Annotated in this window: 13 protein-coding genes; 10 read left to right on the forward strand and 3 right to left on the reverse strand. The window is 58.9% G+C overall.

Features of this window, described 5'->3' with window-relative positions; all coding sequences use genetic code 11:
- Positions 1-4: 4 nt before the first annotated feature.
- The 3 genes from H3Z84_RS03390 to H3Z84_RS03400 form a co-directional block, all read right to left on the reverse strand.
- Complete coding sequence (locus H3Z84_RS03390) at positions 5-2,206, reverse strand: DUF1631 domain-containing protein (protein WP_199456288.1); 2,202 nt, start codon at positions 2,204-2,206, stop codon at positions 5-7.
- A 127-nt stretch (positions 2,207-2,333) separates the two neighbouring features.
- Entirely contained in the window at positions 2,334-3,614 is a 1,281-nt protein-coding gene (locus H3Z84_RS03395; RefSeq protein WP_199456290.1) for an HlyC/CorC family transporter, read from the reverse strand.
- A 75-nt stretch (positions 3,615-3,689) separates the two neighbouring features.
- Positions 3,690-4,496, reverse strand: coding sequence for a cytochrome C assembly family protein (locus H3Z84_RS03400; protein ID WP_094624664.1), 807 nt, complete (start codon positions 4,494-4,496; stop codon positions 3,690-3,692).
- 159 nt (positions 4,497-4,655) lie between these two features.
- Here H3Z84_RS03400 and ffh point away from each other — a divergent pair, with 159 nt between their 5' ends.
- The 10 genes from ffh to recJ all read left to right on the forward strand — a co-directional run bounded on the left by ffh (position 4,656) and on the right by recJ (position 14,616).
- Positions 4,656-6,041, forward strand: coding sequence for a signal recognition particle protein (ffh, locus tag H3Z84_RS03405; RefSeq protein WP_022988903.1), 1,386 nt, complete (start codon positions 4,656-4,658; stop codon positions 6,039-6,041).
- Between the two features lie 164 nt (positions 6,042-6,205).
- Positions 6,206-6,445: a 30S ribosomal protein S16 gene (gene rpsP / locus H3Z84_RS03410; RefSeq protein WP_058340306.1), complete on the forward strand. Its 240-nt coding sequence runs from the start codon at positions 6,206-6,208 to the stop codon at positions 6,443-6,445.
- A 29-nt stretch (positions 6,446-6,474) separates the two neighbouring features.
- The gene (gene rimM / locus H3Z84_RS03415) at positions 6,475-7,002 is read left to right on the forward strand and encodes a ribosome maturation factor RimM (RefSeq protein ID WP_022988901.1); all 528 of its coding nucleotides are present in this window, start codon (positions 6,475-6,477) and stop codon (positions 7,000-7,002) included.
- Positions 7,003-7,005: 3 nt separating this feature from the next.
- Positions 7,006-7,764: a tRNA (guanosine(37)-N1)-methyltransferase TrmD gene (trmD, locus tag H3Z84_RS03420; protein WP_058340305.1), complete on the forward strand. Its 759-nt coding sequence runs from the start codon at positions 7,006-7,008 to the stop codon at positions 7,762-7,764.
- 25 nt (positions 7,765-7,789) lie between these two features.
- Entirely contained in the window at positions 7,790-8,146 is a 357-nt protein-coding gene (gene rplS, locus H3Z84_RS03425) for a 50S ribosomal protein L19 (protein WP_022988899.1), read from the forward strand.
- A 100-nt stretch (positions 8,147-8,246) separates the two neighbouring features.
- Positions 8,247-9,158 carry a site-specific tyrosine recombinase XerD gene (gene xerD, locus H3Z84_RS03430; RefSeq protein WP_022988898.1) on the forward strand — a complete coding sequence of 304 codons (912 nt, stop codon included), beginning with the start codon at positions 8,247-8,249 and terminating at the stop codon, positions 9,156-9,158.
- Positions 9,159-9,285: 127 nt separating this feature from the next.
- Complete coding sequence (locus H3Z84_RS03435; protein ID WP_199456292.1) at positions 9,286-10,020, forward strand: DsbC family protein; 735 nt, start codon at positions 9,286-9,288, stop codon at positions 10,018-10,020.
- A gap of 145 nt (positions 10,021-10,165) precedes the next feature.
- Positions 10,166-11,467, forward strand: a complete 1,302-nt coding sequence (locus tag H3Z84_RS03440; RefSeq protein ID WP_022988896.1) for a homoserine dehydrogenase — start codon at positions 10,166-10,168, stop codon at positions 11,465-11,467.
- Positions 11,468-11,478: 11 nt separating this feature from the next.
- Complete coding sequence (gene thrC / locus H3Z84_RS03445) at positions 11,479-12,879, forward strand: threonine synthase (RefSeq protein ID WP_199456293.1); 1,401 nt, start codon at positions 11,479-11,481, stop codon at positions 12,877-12,879.
- 6 nt (positions 12,880-12,885) lie between these two features.
- Positions 12,886-14,616 (forward strand): single-stranded-DNA-specific exonuclease RecJ, encoded by a 1,731-nt coding sequence (recJ, locus tag H3Z84_RS03450; RefSeq protein ID WP_199456294.1) that lies wholly within the window; start codon positions 12,886-12,888, stop codon positions 14,614-14,616.
- Positions 14,617-14,976: the final 360 nt, after the last annotated feature.

The raw sequence follows: 14,976 nt of genomic DNA on the forward strand, positions 1-14,976 counted from the left end.
ACGATCAGGCGGTCTTGGAGCGCAGGCTGCCAACCATTGCGTTAAGCGCGCGATCGATGAGGGCACCCTGTTCCAGCAGTGTCAGCCGGCCTCTGCGCATTTCATGTGCCAGCTCTACCCGGGTTTTCTCGATCACCTTCAGGCCCATGCGGTTCACGAACACAAAACAGTCGGCTTCATCAATGATGGCGGACAGTTTGCAGCGGAAGCTGGTGCCGTTCACCAGGCTGAACTCTACCCAGTGGCCGATTTCCAGCTTGTCGAGCTGGGTAACGAACTCGGCGATGGCTGCGTCGTCCAGATCCTGCTGGTACTCGGCCCTGGAGTGCAGTGACACGGTGTCTTCCTGCACCGGTTCCGGTTCCTTGCGGGCCTTGATGGACGAGTTGGTGCGGAAGGCATCTGCCAGTTCGTGCTTGAGCTGGCCCATCATCTGGTCGAGCCGGTTGGCGTTGTAAGACACTTCTTCGAGCCCGGCGCGCAGGGTTTTCAGCAGGCCAGGTACAACCCGTACCCACTGGTCGCGCTCTTCGTCTTCTTCGTGGGGATGCAGGCACCAGATCAGGTCGTCGACCACCTTGGCGGTTTCCTGCCAGCGGTGCTCGGCATCGTCACGCAGGTAGGCCAGGAACATTACCCGACTCCAGCCGTGTACCAGGATATCGTGTACGGATTCCGGCAGGTCGTAACGGGCAACCTTTTCCTTCAGCAGGCGGTCGACCGCTTCCTGGGCTTTCTGGGATTTGATGCGGCCGCGTTCGGATTCCCGGGTACGCTGCTCAACCAGTGAGGCTTTGCGGTTTTCCCGCTCCAGAAACTGCTCGAACTCCTGGTTCAGGGTTTCGAACAGGCTGATGTCGCCATCGAACTCGTTGAGGATACGCTGCACCACGGTGTGGATCTGGTTGTACAGCTTGTCGCGGCTTTTCTCGTCGCTGCTGCTCCAGCCGATACCGGCGCGGGCCAGGGAGTTCAGGAGCTTGCGGGCCGGATGGGTGGCCTTGCTGAAGAAGCTCTTGTCCTTGATGACGACTTTCAAAATCGGGATCTGCAGGCGGCTGATCAGCACCTGCACCGGCGACGACAGGTTGTAGTCGTCCAGAATGAATTCGAACAGCATGGACACCAGGTTGATGAGATCTTCATCCACCTCGCTCAGGGCGGCGGTTTTCTCGCCCTGGGCAGCATTTCGGGTAATCAGGCCCTGAATAACCTGGCGCAGGTCTACCGACACCGGTTCGCCACTGCTGAGATCACCGGACTCCGGCCACATCTGCTGTGCCGGCAGGGCGCCGAGCAGGTTCATCAGTTCCTGGCCACCGATCACCCGCACTGATGGATCGGCACGGCGGGTCGGCATGCCCGAGTTGGCCCGTTGCTGGGCGAGCATTTGACGGATCTGCTCAAACAGCGCGGAATCTTCTGCGCTGGGCTGGTAGCTGCTTTGTTGTTCCGGCGTGGCGCCCGACGGTTCCCCGGCCTTGGTGGTCGCGGCTTTCTGCTGGCCGGTTTTGCCGTGGTAGCGGAAATTGGGAATGATGCCCGCCTGAATCAGGATGCGGTTGGCTTCATCCAGCAGCATGCCCAGGTTGGATACCACGTAGCGGTCAAATTGCTTGAGCACAATCAGCCGTTCACGAATCTGGATTTCCAGGGTCTGGATGGCTTCGACAAAGGCGCTGCAAAGGTGTTCCGGAGCCATGGGGTTAACCGGGGCAGTTTCGCTGGCATCCGGATAGACTTCGGTAAACCTGGCCTGAAGCTGTAGCAAGGGGCCTTGAAAGTGTGCCTTGGCCTTACTGACCATGGCGTTCAGTGCCACCTGTTCTTCCAGGTCGTCGTCACCCACAAGGGACAGGCTGTCGGCGTTTGTTGGCCGGGAAGCCTCTTCGGTGCGGACTTGACCGGTTACCGGTGGTGTCGCAAAGAACCGTGCAACGGCATTCTGGAAATGGCGTTCGACGCCTTTGCGCTTGATACGGATTTCCCGCATCGCCTCGAAGTAACGGTTTTGTTCATTGTTACTTCTGGAATTGTTTGCCAGCTCGAACAGGGAGTCGTCGACAGCATCGAACGCTCCCTGCAGTAAATCACCCAGCCCCGCGACAACGGTGTCACGGATACGGGCGACCTCCGGTGGAACCGGGCGGGTACTTGCCGCTTCCCTGTGTTCACGGAGGTAATGTATGCCGGACTGCTTTTTCATGGCCGACTCCTGTTTACGCCTTTAACCGGATACATGACCGAGCTGGGTTCTTGCCTGTTCTGATTTTGGTTAAATTTAGCGCATTTTACGCCGGAATGACATGATTAATCATCATTCCGGGTTCCGGTTATGAGCCGGTGCCGCGCTTCTTCTTTTTTCGCGGGTGGACAATGGCGGCCTTCACCACGTTGTCCTTGATTTGCAGGACCTCCACCCGGTGGCCGTCTACTTTCAGGCAGACGTTGGTGTCCGGGATGTTCTCGAGGGTTTCGGTGATCAGGCCGTTGAGGGTTTTAGGGCCATCGGTGGGCAGTTTCCAGCCCAGGGTTTTGTTGATCGACCGGACGGCGGCGCTGCCATCGATAATAAAGGTGCCGTTGTCCTGGGGAATGATGTCCATGGAGGTGGCTGCGAAGTCAGTGGTGAATTCGCCGACGATTTCCTCGAGGATGTCTTCCAGTGTGGCCAGCCCCAGTACGTCTCCGTACTCGTCCACGACAATGCCAAACCGGCGCCGGCCCTTCTGGAAATTCAGCAGCTGGGTGTTCAGCGGTGTGCTTTCCGGGATGAAGTAGGGTTCGGCGCACAGTTGCAGGACCATGTCTTTGTCGATGTCGTCCTGCTGCAGCAGGCGAGCGACGCTGCGCAGGTGCAGAATACCCTGGATGTTGTTGATGTCGCCGCTGAACACCGGAAGCCGGGTGTGCTGGCTGGTCTTGAGTTGCCGAAGGATGACATCGGTGTCGTCTTCCAGGTCGACACCGACCACTTCATTCCGGGGCACCATGATGTCGTTCACGGTGACGTTGTCCAGGTCCAGGATGCTCACCAGCATGTCTTTGTGCTTGGCAGGAATCAGGGCGCCCGCTTCATTCACCACGGTACGCAGTTCTTCCCGGCTCAGGTGATCCTCGGAAGCCTGGGCTGATGACACTCCGAGCAGTCGCAGGATTATGCCGGTAAACAGGTTGACGGCCCATACCAGCGGGTAAAGGATTTTCAGCAGCGGCCCCAGTACGTGGCTGGCCGGAAAGGCTATTTTCTCCGGGAACAGGGCCGCCAGGGTTTTCGGGGTGACCTCGGCGAAGATCAGGATAACGATGGTCAGCAGAACGGTGGCAATGGCGATGCCGGCATCGCCCCACACGCGAATGGCAATTACCGTGGCAATGGATGAGGCGAAGATGTTGACGAAGTTGTTGCCGATCAGGATAACGCCGATCAGCTGGTCGGTCCGGTTCAGCAGGTTCTGTGCCCGGCGTGCGCCCTTGTGTCCGCTTTTTACCATGTGTTTCAGGCGATAGCGGTTCAGGGACATCATCCCGGTTTCGGAGCTGGAAAAGAAGCCGGACAGAATGACCAGGCCGACGAGGAGGATGAACAGCGCCGTGAGCGATGTTTCGTTCAAAAGAGGAGCCCTTACGTTGACGACAAGTTGCGAAAATAGGGGGTGTGAAGCGCCGGTGTCAAGCGGTTTGCGGGATTACAGGCCCCGCTGAAACAGTACTTCCAGCACGAATTTGCTGCCGTAAAAGGCCATCATCAGCAGGGCGCAGCCGGCCAGGGTCCAGCGGCTTGCAGTCATGCCGCGCCAGCCCTTGGTGTAGCGGCCCACCAGCAGGCCGACAAATACGGCCAGGGAGAGCATGGAAAACAGGGTTTTGTGGGCCAGGTCCTGGGCAAACAGGTCTTCAATAAACATGGCGCCGGTAATAATGGCGAGGGTCAGCAGGACTACGCCCGCCCAGACCAGTTCGAACAATACCGATTCCATGGTTTGCAGTGGCGGCAGGTTGCGCACCAGCAGGCTGTTGTAGTTCTGCTTCAGCTGGCGGTTCTGGAAGTACAGCAGGGCGGCCTGAATGGCGGCCAGGGTAAACAGGCTGTATGCGGTGATCGACAGGGCGATGTGGGACAGCATGCCGTAGCTTTCATCCGGCACCAGTCGTGACGGCGTATGGGTGATCAGCGCCATGACTATGGTGGCCGCCGCCAGCGGATAAGCGCCCAGGAACAGGCTGCCCACCGGCTTGGAGAGATTCAGGCCCAGGAGCAGGAAAACGATCAGCCAGGCAATCAGTACCGAGCTTTTGAAGAAGCTGAAATCGAAGCCGCCATCCAGGTGGACCGTCTGGGCAATGAGCAGGCCGTGGCCTATCAGTGCAAGTACGCCAATCAGGGTGGTCAGTGCCAGGTTGCTTTGCACCTTGCCACGAAAATGGAGGGCCTGCAGGGCAGTGCCGACGCTGTACAGGAAAAGTGCGGTAACCGCGAGGATCAGCGTTCCCATGACGTCCTTTATGTTTGCCTTTTAACGTGAAAGCGGCGTGGAGTTGTTCAGAGGCTCCGTAGTCTGGGTATAATGTCGCGATTATGCAACAGGAATCAAGCGGCCGGCGCCGGCTTCTTGATTTGTGTGAACAATTTCTCCGGGGTACGGAAGAGCAACATGTTTGAGAATCTCCAGGACCGGCTATCCGGCAGCTTGCGCAAGATCTCTGGTCAGGCGCGCCTTACCGAAGACAATATCAAGGAAACCTTGCGTGAAGTGCGCATGGCCCTGCTGGAGGCAGACGTTGCGCTGCCGGTGGTCAAGGCGTTTATCGAAGGCGTGCGCGAGCGGGCCATCGGCCAGGAAGTGCAGCGCAGCCTGACGCCGGGCCAGGTATTTGTGAAAGTCGTCCAGCAAGAGCTGGAGCGGGTGATGGGCGAGGGCAACGAGTCCCTTAACCTGTCTACCCGGCCGCCTGCCGTCATTATGATGGCGGGTCTGCAGGGTGCTGGTAAAACCACCACCGTGGCCAAGCTGTCTCGCTTCCTTAAAGAGCGGCACAAGAAATCCGTGCTGGTGGTCAGTGCCGATATCTACCGCCCGGCGGCCATTCGTCAGCTGGAAACCCTGGCGGGTGAAGTGGGTGTCGAGTTTTTCCCCAGCACCACGGACCAGGACCCGGTCGACATCGCCAACGGCGCCATCGAAGCGGCGCGCCGCAAGCACATTGATGTGGTGATTCTGGATACCGCGGGCCGCCTGCACGTTGATGAAGACATGATGGGTGAGATTGGCCGCCTGCACAAGGCGGTGAATCCGGTGGAAACCCTGTTCGTGGTAGATTCCATGACCGGTCAGGACGCCGCCAACACCGCCAAGGCCTTTAACGATGCGTTGCCGCTCACCGGCGTGGTGCTGACCAAGACTGATGGTGATGCCCGCGGTGGTGCGGCCTTGTCGGTTCGCCACATTACCGGCAAACCGATCAAGTTCCTGGGTGTGGGCGAGAAGTCCGATGCCCTCGAGCCTTTCTATCCGGATCGGGTGGCTTCCCGCATCCTGGGTATGGGTGATGTGCTCTCCCTTATAGAGGAAGCAGAGCGCAAGCTGGACAAGAAGAAGGCCGAGAAGCTCACCAAGAAGATCAAAAAAGGTAAGGGCTTTGATCTGGAGGACTTCCGGGACCAGCTTCAGCAGATGAAGAGTATGGGTGGTATCGGCGGCCTGCTGGACAAGCTGCCGGGCATGGGTCAGATGGCCCAGATGGCGCAGCAGCAGGTCAATGACAAGTCTGTAGGCCAGATGGAGGCGATCATCTGCTCCATGACGCCGAAAGAGCGCCGTTACCCGGATGTGATCAATAATTCCCGCAAGCGGCGCATTGCAGCCGGTTCGGGTACGCAGATCCAGGATGTGAACCGTCTGCTCAAGCAGCATAAGCAGATGTCGAAGATGATGAAGAAATTTGGCAAAAAAGGCGGAATGGCCAACATGATGCGCGGTCTTGGTGGTATGATGCCGCCCGGCGGCGGTGGTGGCATGCCCCCGTTTGGCCGTATGTAAAAAGCCTTACATATAAAATGGGGAAACCACGCGTTTCCCTGTTTTCATTGGCGCGTTTTTGGCATAGAATAGCGCCCCTTTCGAGTATGGGTCTTCTCGTCAGCCGTTCTCGGCATGACGTGAATCGTACAAAGTTCGTACAACAGAACAGGATATTGGTCGAAATGGTAACAATCCGTTTGGCTCGTGGCGGCTCCAAGAAGCGCCCGTTCTACCATCTGACAGTCACTGACAGCCGTAACTCCCGTGACGGCCGTTTCATTGAGCGTGTTGGTTTCTTCAACCCGGTTGCCCGCGGTCAGGAAGAGCGTCTGCGCGTTGACCGTGATCGCGTTGAGTTCTGGCTGGGCCAGGGTGCTCAAACCAGCGATCGCGTTGCCCAGCTGCTCAAGACTGCTGAGTAATTGCAATCTGATACCGGGGTTTGACAGGCATGGCACAGCATCCACAGGAAACTGTGATCGGCCGGATCACCTCGGTGTTCGGGGTCAAGGGTTGGCTTAAGGTCTTCTCTTATACAGATCCCAAAGAAGGAATACTGAACTACCGCGACTGGACCCTGGTTCTGGACGGCAAGCGTATTCCTGCAAAGCTTGAGGAGGGTCGCCGCCAAGGGCAGGGGATCGTCGTCAGGCTTAAAGGTATTGATGATCGTGAGCTGGCCCGCAGTTATGGCGGTGCCGAGATCCGGGTTCCGACCGAGTTGCTGCCGGAGCTTCCCGAAGGGGAGTTCTACTGGCATCAGCTGGAAGGCCTGGAAGTGTTCACGGTTGACGGTGAGTGTCTGGGTAAGGTGCATCACCTGCTGGAAACAGGCTCCAACGATGTCCTGGTGGTGCACGCGACAGCGGGCTCCATTGACCAGCGCGAACGGCTCATTCCCTATCTGCCGGATCAGGTAGTTCAGGGGGTGGATCTTGAAAGCTCGCGCATGGTGGTGGACTGGGATCCGGAGTTCTGACGGGTGTGGATTGGCGCAGTCAGTCTGTTTCCCGACATGTTTTCTGCGGTGACAGATTACGGGATTACCGGCAGGGCAGTTCGTGAAGGTCTTCTGACCTTTAACAGCTGGAACCCCCGGGACTTCACGCATGATCGTCACCGTACTGTGGATGACCGGCCTTATGGCGGCGGCCCCGGGATGCTGATGAAAATCCAGCCCCTGCGGGATGCTATCCATGCGGCCCGGACATCGGCACCCGGCAAGGCCTGTGTGGTCTATCTTTCGCCCCAGGGTGAAAGGCTGGATCAGTCGGTAGTGGAGTCTCTCGCTGCCGAACAACAGCTGATTCTCGTTGCCGGTCGTTACGAGGGCGTTGATGAACGCCTGATATCGGCGGAAGTCGACCGGGAAGTGTCCCTGGGTGATTTTGTGCTCTCAGGTGGCGAACTGGCGGCGATGGCTGTGATTGATGCGGTAACACGCCTCATCCCCGGAGCGCTGGGTCATGCGCAGTCAGCAGAGCAGGACTCCTTTGCTGACGGTTTGCTGGATTGTCCGCACTACACCCGGCCCGAGGTATACGAAGGTCAGGCGGTGCCGGAAGTTCTTTTGGGCGGTCACCATGAACAGATCCGGCGTTGGCGATTGAAAGAATCGTTGAGGCGAACCCGGGAGCGACGCCCCGACCTGCTGGAACAGCGGGTGCTTACGGAAGAAGAGCGTCAGCTTCTGGATGAAATTTTGAACGAACCGGGTGCCTCTGAATCATCAGGGCATTGAAAGATTGGGTATCAGGAGCATTACGATGAGCGGCAAGAACAACATCATCAGTCAACTTGAAGCAGAACAGATGACCAAGGAAATCCCTGCGTTCGCGCCGGGTGATACCGTGGTTGTACAGGTTCGCGTAACTGAAGGTAACCGTGAGCGTCTGCAGGCGTTCGAAGGCGTTGTTATCGGCAAGCGCAACCGTGGCATGAACTCTTCCTTCACTGTTCGTAAGATCTCTTACGGCGTGGGTGTTGAGCGTACTTTCCAGACCTTCTCCAAGCTGATCGACAGCGTAAGCGTGAAGCGTCGTGGTGACGTGCGTCAGGCCAAGCTGTACTACTTGCGCGACCTGTCTGGTAAGGCAGCTCGTATCAAGGAAAAGCTTAACTGAGTTTGGCCTTCCGGCCAGCCAGTTTGAAAAAAAGCAGCCTCAAGGGGCTGCTTTTTTTGTGCTTTAATGCTGCCCAGACAGACATTAATGAGGTAATACCTTGCCGCGGCCGGATGACGAGCAGCTGATCAGCCAATTCTCGGATGCCATATGGCTCGAGGATGGTCTGGGTGAGAAAACCCGCCAGGCCTATGCCAGTGACCTGGCCCGGCTTTCCGGATGGCTGGAGCAACAGCCCGGAGCGCCCAGCTTGCGGTCCGCTAAAAGGACCGATCTTCTGGCCTGGATGTCCCGTGGGCTGGCGGAGGGCCTGAAAACCAGTACGGCAGCCCGGCGGCTTTCCGGTATCCGGCGTTTTTACCGGTATTTACTGCGGGAAGGTCTCATCGCCGAAGATCCTACCTTGCGAATCGACAGCCCGAAGTTGCCCCGGCGTTTGCCGGATACCCTTACTGAAGCCGATGTCGAGGCGCTGCTGACTGAGCCGGATCCGGAAATACCGCTGGAGTTGCGGGACCGGGCCATGCTGGAAATCCTGTATGGTTGTGGGCTGCGGGTGTCGGAGCTCACCGGGCTGACCGTAGACCGGGTGAACCTGCGCCAGGGCGTAGTGCGTATCAGCGGTAAGGGCGGCAAGGACCGGTTGGTGCCGCTGGGTGAGGAGGCTATCGACTGGCTGCTAAGCTATATGAAGGAAGCCCGGCCGGAATTGCTCAAGGGCAAGAGCAGTGATGCCTTGTTCCCCGGTAACCGGGCCAGTGCTATGACCCGCCAGACCTTCTGGTACCGGATCAAGCACTACGCGGTGCGTGCCGGTATCCGCAAGCACCTGTCGCCCCACACCCTGCGCCACGCCTTTGCCACCCATTTGCTCAACCATGGTGCAGATTTACGGGTAGTGCAGATGTTGCTCGGGCATTCTGACCTTTCGACCACACAGATCTATACCCATGTGGCCCGGCAACGGCTGCAGGATTTGCACCAGGCCCATCATCCCCGTGGCGGTGACTGATCTCGGGGTGAACTTTTGCCGGGGCGCCCTGTCGCAAGGTTCGGGAATGATGCCGGTAGTTGCGTACGAAGGCCCCGGGCAAGCAAAATGCCTGAATCTATTAACCGGAAAAGGTAGTTTCTGATCCATGAATCTTAAAATTGCGGCCGCGGTAACCGGCCTGATGATGTCCTTGGTGGCAGTGCCCGCCGTGTTGGCCGGTGAAACCGAAGACGCCATCGCCAAGCGGCTGACTGATGCGGTGCCGGGCCTGAAGATCAGTTCCGTGCAGAAATCTGAAGCGGAAGGCCTGTACGAAGTGCAGAGCAGTAACGGCGACACCATTTATACCACGGCCGATGGCGCCTACCTGTTCACCGGCGACCTGCTCAAGATTACCGACACCGGTATTGCCAACGTGACCGAAGAGTCCCGGGCGACCAGCCGTAAGCAGCAAATGGCAGCCTTCGGTAAGGAAGGGTTGATCTCTTACCCTGCCGACGGCGAAGAAAAAGCGGTTATCGATGTCTTTACCGATATCGACTGCCCCTACTGTCGCAAGCTGCATGACGAAGTTCCCCAGCTCAACAGCTATGGCATTACCGTCAACTATTACGCCTTCCCTCGATCCGGCCCCGGCACAGCGTCGTTCCGCAAATATGAGTCGGTATGGTGTTCGGACGACCAGCAGGCGGCCATGGATGCTGCCAAGGGTGGCAAAAACGTACCTCAGCAGAGCTGCGATAACCCGGTTGCAGACCAGTACCGCCTGGGTGGCCAGGTCGGTGTAACCGGTACCCCGGCAATTCTGCTGGAAGATGGCAACATGGTTCGCGGCTATGTGCCGGCCAGGAACCTGGCCGAAGGTCTGGGTCTGCTCTGACCCGTTATCGGAGCCGCAGCGCGGCTCCGGACTTCCTGTGTGACTTGTGACCGATTCAGGGCTTATTCAGCGGGCCCTGAACCGGTATACTATCCGGCCTTATTGCAATCCATCAGCACCCCGCATCGGGATCAGAGGTGAGAGCTTGAAAGACGTAAATGTCGGAATCTGCGGATTGGGAACCGTTGGCGGAGGTACATTCAATGTCCTGAAACGCAATGCAGCGATTATTGCCGGCCGTGCAGGCTGCAACATCCGTGTTGTCCGGGTAGCCAGTCGCCGCAGCCGGGATGACCTGGCGCTGGGCGATGTGCCCTTCAGTACCGACATTTTTGATGTGGTGAATGATCCTGCCGTTGATATTGTGGTTGAGCTGATTGGCGGCTATGACGCCGCCAAAGAGCTGGTACTGGCTGCTATTGCCAACGGCAAGCATGTGGTAACCGCCAACAAGGCGCTGATTGCCGTTCATGGCAACGAGATTTTCGAAGCCGCCGAAAAGGCCGGTGTGGTTGTTGCCTACGAAGCTGGCGTGGCCGGCGGTATTCCTGTCATCAAGGCCGTGCGCGAAGGCCTGGCGGCCAACCGCATCGACACCATTGCCGGCATTATCAATGGCACCGGTAACTACATCCTGACCGAAATGCGTGCCGGACGGCCCTTTGAAGAGGTGCTGAAAGAAGCGCAGGCGCTGGGTTACGCGGAAGCTGATCCGACCTTTGATGTGGAAGGCATCGACGCCGCCCACAAACTGACCATCCTGGCCGCGTCCGGTTTTGGTGCGCCCCTGCAATTCGACAAGGCTTTCACCGAAGGCATTTCTGCGCTGACCCCGAACGATATTGCCCACGCTGAACTGCTGGGTTACCGGGTAAAGCACTTGGGTATTGCCCGCCGCCGTGAAGACGGCATCGAGCTGCGTGTGCATCCGACCCTGGTGCCCAAGAGCCACCTGATTGCCCAGGTTGACGGTGTTCTGAACGCTGTTCTGGTGGATGGCGATGCGGTCGGCCAGACCATGTATTACGGCCCCGGTGCCGGTGACGAAGCCACGGCCTCTGCGGTGATTGCCGATGTGGTCGACGTTGCCCGTGCGGTAGCCAGCAACAGCCAGCAGCGAGTGCCTTATCTGGGCTTCAGCCCGGATGCACTGGAAGACCTGCCGGTATTGCCGATGGAAGATGTTCAGTCTGCCTACTATCTGCGCATCCAGGCCTTTGACCACCCGGGCGTGCTGGCCAAGGTGGCGTCGATTCTGAGTGAGCATGGCATCAACATCGAATCCATCATGCAGAAAGAATCCGAATTCAAGGATGGCCGTATTCCGGTCATCATCCTGACCCACACGGTTCAGGAGCGCCAGATGAACCTGGCCATCGAGGAAATGGAAGCCCTGGCCGACGTTGACGGCAAGGTTGTCCGCATCCGCGCTGAAAACTTTAACTGACAGGTACGCACGTGAGATACATCAGTACACGGGGTGAAGCTCCCGCTCTGGGCTTTGAAGACGTTCTTCTGACCGGACTGGCCACCGATGGCGGCCTGTATGTGCCGGAATCCCTTCCGCACTTCAGCCTGGAAGAAATCCGAAGCTGGCGTGGCCTGCCGTATGCCGAACTGGCCTACAAGGTCATGTATCCGTTCGTGGAAGATGCCATTCCGGCCGATGACTTCCGCAAGATGCTGGACGAAACCTACAGCGTGTTCACGCACCAGGCCGTCGCGCCGCTGGTACAGCTGGATACCAACGAGTGGGTGATGGAACTGTTCCGTGGCCCCACGCTGGCGTTCAAGGACTTCGCCCTGCAGCTTCTGGGTCGCCTGCTCGACTATGTTCTGGAAAAGCGTAACCAGCACGTGGTGATCATGGGGGCTACCTCCGGTGATACCGGCTCGGCTGCTATTGAAGGCTGCCGTCGCTGCGAGCACGTGGATATCTTCATCCTGCATCCGCACCAGCGGGTGTCTGAAGTACAGCGCCGCCAGATGACCACGGTGCAGGGTGATAACATCCACAATATCGCAGTCAAAGGCAACTTCGACGACTGCCAGCGCATGGTGAAGGAGAGCTTCGGCAACCAGTCCTTCCTGGGCGGCAAAACCCAGCTGGCGGCGGTGAACTCCATCAACTGGGCGCGGATCATGGCCCAGATCGTATACTACTTCCAGGCATCCCTGGCCCTGGGTGGCCCGGACCGCAGCATGGCGTTCTCGGTGCCCACCGGTAACTTCGGCGATATCTTTGCGGGCTACCTGGCCAAGAAAATGGGCCTGCCCATCAGCCAGCTGGTGATTGCCACCAACCGCAACGACATCCTGCATCGCTTTATGAGCGGCAACAAGTATGAGCAGCACCAGCTGGAGCATACCCTGTCGCCGAGCATGGATATCATGGTGTCCAGCAACTTCGAGCGCCTGTTGTTTGACCTGCACGGTCGTGATGGCGCTGCCGTGAAAGACCTGCTGGAGCGTGCCGCCAAGGGCCCGGTCAGCATCGAAGACTATCGCTGGAAGCACGCCCGCAAGCTGTTCGACAGCGATGCGGTGGACGACAAGACCACCTGCGATACCATCCGGGAAATTTACGAGCAGAACGAATACCTGCTGGACCCGCACACCGCCATTGGCGTGCGTGCCGCCCGCAACTGCCGTCGTGACAGTGCCGTGCCCATGATCACCCTGGGTACCGCCCACCCGGCCAAGTTCCCGGACGCCATCGCCGAATCCGGCCTGAGCGTGAAGCCCGAGCTGCCGGCCCACATGGCCGACCTGTTCGAGCGGGAAGAGCGTTATACCGTTCTGGACAACAGTGTGTCCGAGGTGCAGGGCTTTATTGCCAAGCATTGGAAGAACGCCTGATCCGGCATGACTCCTAAAAAGATCCTGCGTCGCCCCCAGCCGTCCGATGTGGCGGGCTGGGGGCAAAACCTGCCCCCCATCCTTCGCCGTCTGTACGCCGCCCGCGGTGTGCACTCCGACGACCAGCTCCAGTACACCCTGAAACACCTGGCTTCACCGATGCAGCTTCGCGGCATTGATCGCGCGGTTGAACTGCTGGCCGAGGCCATTGTGCAAAAACAGCGGGTGATGGTGCTGGGGGACTTCGATGCCGATGGCGCCACCAGTACCTCTGTGGCCATGCTGGGATTGTCCATGCTGGGCGTGGCAGCCATCGACTTCCGGGTGCCGAGCCGCTTCTCCGATGGTTACGGCCTGACGCCGGGCATCATCCACCGGTTGCAGGAAGAAGGCGATTTGCCCGACTTGCTGGTGACCGTGGATAACGGCATCTCCGCCATCGAGGGTGTGCGTGCCGCCCGGGAGTTGGGTATCAAGGTGGTCATCACCGACCACCACCTGGCCGGTGACGAACTGCCGGATGCCGATGCCATCGTGAACCCCAACCAGCCCGGCTGCCCTTTTCTGAGCAAGAATGCCGCCGGCGTGGGTGTGATGTTCTATGTGCTGACAGCCCTGCGCAAACACCTGCGAGACAACAACCTGCTGCCGGACCCGGAGCCCAACCTGGGCAGCCTGCTGGACCTGGTCGCACTGGGAACCGTGGCCGACGTCGTGCCGCTGGACCACAACAACCGTATCTTCGTGGAGCAGGGCATCCGCCGCATCCGAAAGGGCGAAGCCCGGCCGGGCATCCTGGCCCTGCTGGAAGTCGCGGGCCGCGACTACACCGAGATCAGCGCTACCGACCTCGGCTTTGTGGTTGGCCCGCGCCTGAACGCCGCCGGCCGGCTGGACGATATGAGCATCGGCATCGGCTGCCTGCTCGCCGACAGCCACGACGAAGCCCTGCGCCTGGCCCGGGAACTGGACAACTTCAACCGTGAACGCCGCAGCATCGAAAAAGACATGAAAGCCCAGGCCCAGGACCTGCTGGCCTCCATGTCCCTCGACATCGAAGGCCTGCCCTGGGGCCTGGCCCTGTTCGACCAGGACTGGCACCAGGGTGTGATCGGCATCCTGGCCGCCAGAATCCGCGAACAGACCCATCGCCCCACCATCGCCTTCGCGCCCGATGACGACGGCGAACACCTCAAAGGCTCCGCCCGCTCCATACCGGGCCTGCACATCCGCGATGCCCTGGCGGTGGTAGACGCAAAGAACCCGGGCCTGATGAAAAAATACGGCGGCCACGCCATGGCCGCCGGCATGACCATCGCCCGGGACGACCTGGAACGTTTCAGCAGCGCCTTCGACCAGGCCGTGCGCGATACCCTGAAACCGGAAGACCTGGAAGCGGCCATCACCACCGATGGCCCCCTGGCCCCGGACGAACTGAACCTGGACACCGCCTACCTGCTGAAACGCGCCGGCCCCTGGGGCCAGCATTTTCCGGAGCCGGTATTTGACGGCGAATTCCGCGTGGTAAGCCAGCGCATTGTCGGCGAGAACCATTTGAAGCTGGTGCTGCAGCCGGTTGAAGGCGGGGGCATTATCGATGGCATCGCCTTCAACACCGGGCCGGAAGTGCCGGACTTTACCCGGAGTGGCGCGCGGGTGGTTTATAAGCCGGATGCTAATACGTTTCGGGGGCGGACCAATCTTCAGCTGCTGGTGGATTATCTGGAGCCTTTGTAGTGAATTTTTTGGCCACTAAATCCACGAAAGGGCACGAAAAAATAAGGGATTGAAAGATAAGATTTTTTGCCACGGAAGACACGGAAGGACACGGAAAGATATAAAGGGCAAAGAAGTAGCCGAAGACTCCCCGAACGCAGTCTGGGCGCAGGGTGGGTGGGAACCTTTCCGGGAGTATCGAAAACATGGATGTTTTCGTTAAGCGTACATGGACGTATTCACAGCGTCTCCCGGAAAGGTTCCCGCCCACCCTGTGCCTGCACCAGAGCCGAAGCCTCAGGGTCGGGCTCGGAACTCAGATACTCCGTACTTTCCGCTTGCTGATTTAACCCACAAATTCCGGTAGAATCCGCCCTCTGT

Origin of the sequence: Marinobacter sp. bablab_jr003 (assembly GCF_016464245.1) — a bacterium.
GTDB classification, from domain to species: Bacteria; Pseudomonadota; Gammaproteobacteria; order Pseudomonadales; family Oleiphilaceae; genus Marinobacter; species Marinobacter vinifirmus.

What these genes read in the sequence shown, in the direction of transcription:
- H3Z84_RS03390 (WP_199456288.1), bottom strand. Translation starts at nt 2,206, where the DNA reads ATGAAAAAGCAGTCCGGCATACATTACCTCCGTGAACACAGGGAAGCG.
- H3Z84_RS03400 (WP_094624664.1), bottom strand. Translation starts at nt 4,496, where the DNA reads ATGGGAACGCTGATCCTCGCGGTTACCGCACTTTTCCTGTACAGCGTC.
- ffh (WP_022988903.1), top strand. Translation starts at nt 4,656, where the DNA reads ATGTTTGAGAATCTCCAGGACCGGCTATCCGGCAGCTTGCGCAAGATC.
- rpsP (WP_058340306.1), top strand. Translation starts at nt 6,206, where the DNA reads ATGGTAACAATCCGTTTGGCTCGTGGCGGCTCCAAGAAGCGCCCGTTC.
- rimM (WP_022988901.1), top strand. Translation starts at nt 6,475, where the DNA reads ATGGCACAGCATCCACAGGAAACTGTGATCGGCCGGATCACCTCGGTG.
- rplS (WP_022988899.1), top strand. Translation starts at nt 7,790, where the DNA reads ATGAGCGGCAAGAACAACATCATCAGTCAACTTGAAGCAGAACAGATG.
- H3Z84_RS03435 (WP_199456292.1), top strand. Translation starts at nt 9,286, where the DNA reads ATGAATCTTAAAATTGCGGCCGCGGTAACCGGCCTGATGATGTCCTTG.
- recJ (WP_199456294.1), top strand. Translation starts at nt 12,886, where the DNA reads ATGACTCCTAAAAAGATCCTGCGTCGCCCCCAGCCGTCCGATGTGGCG.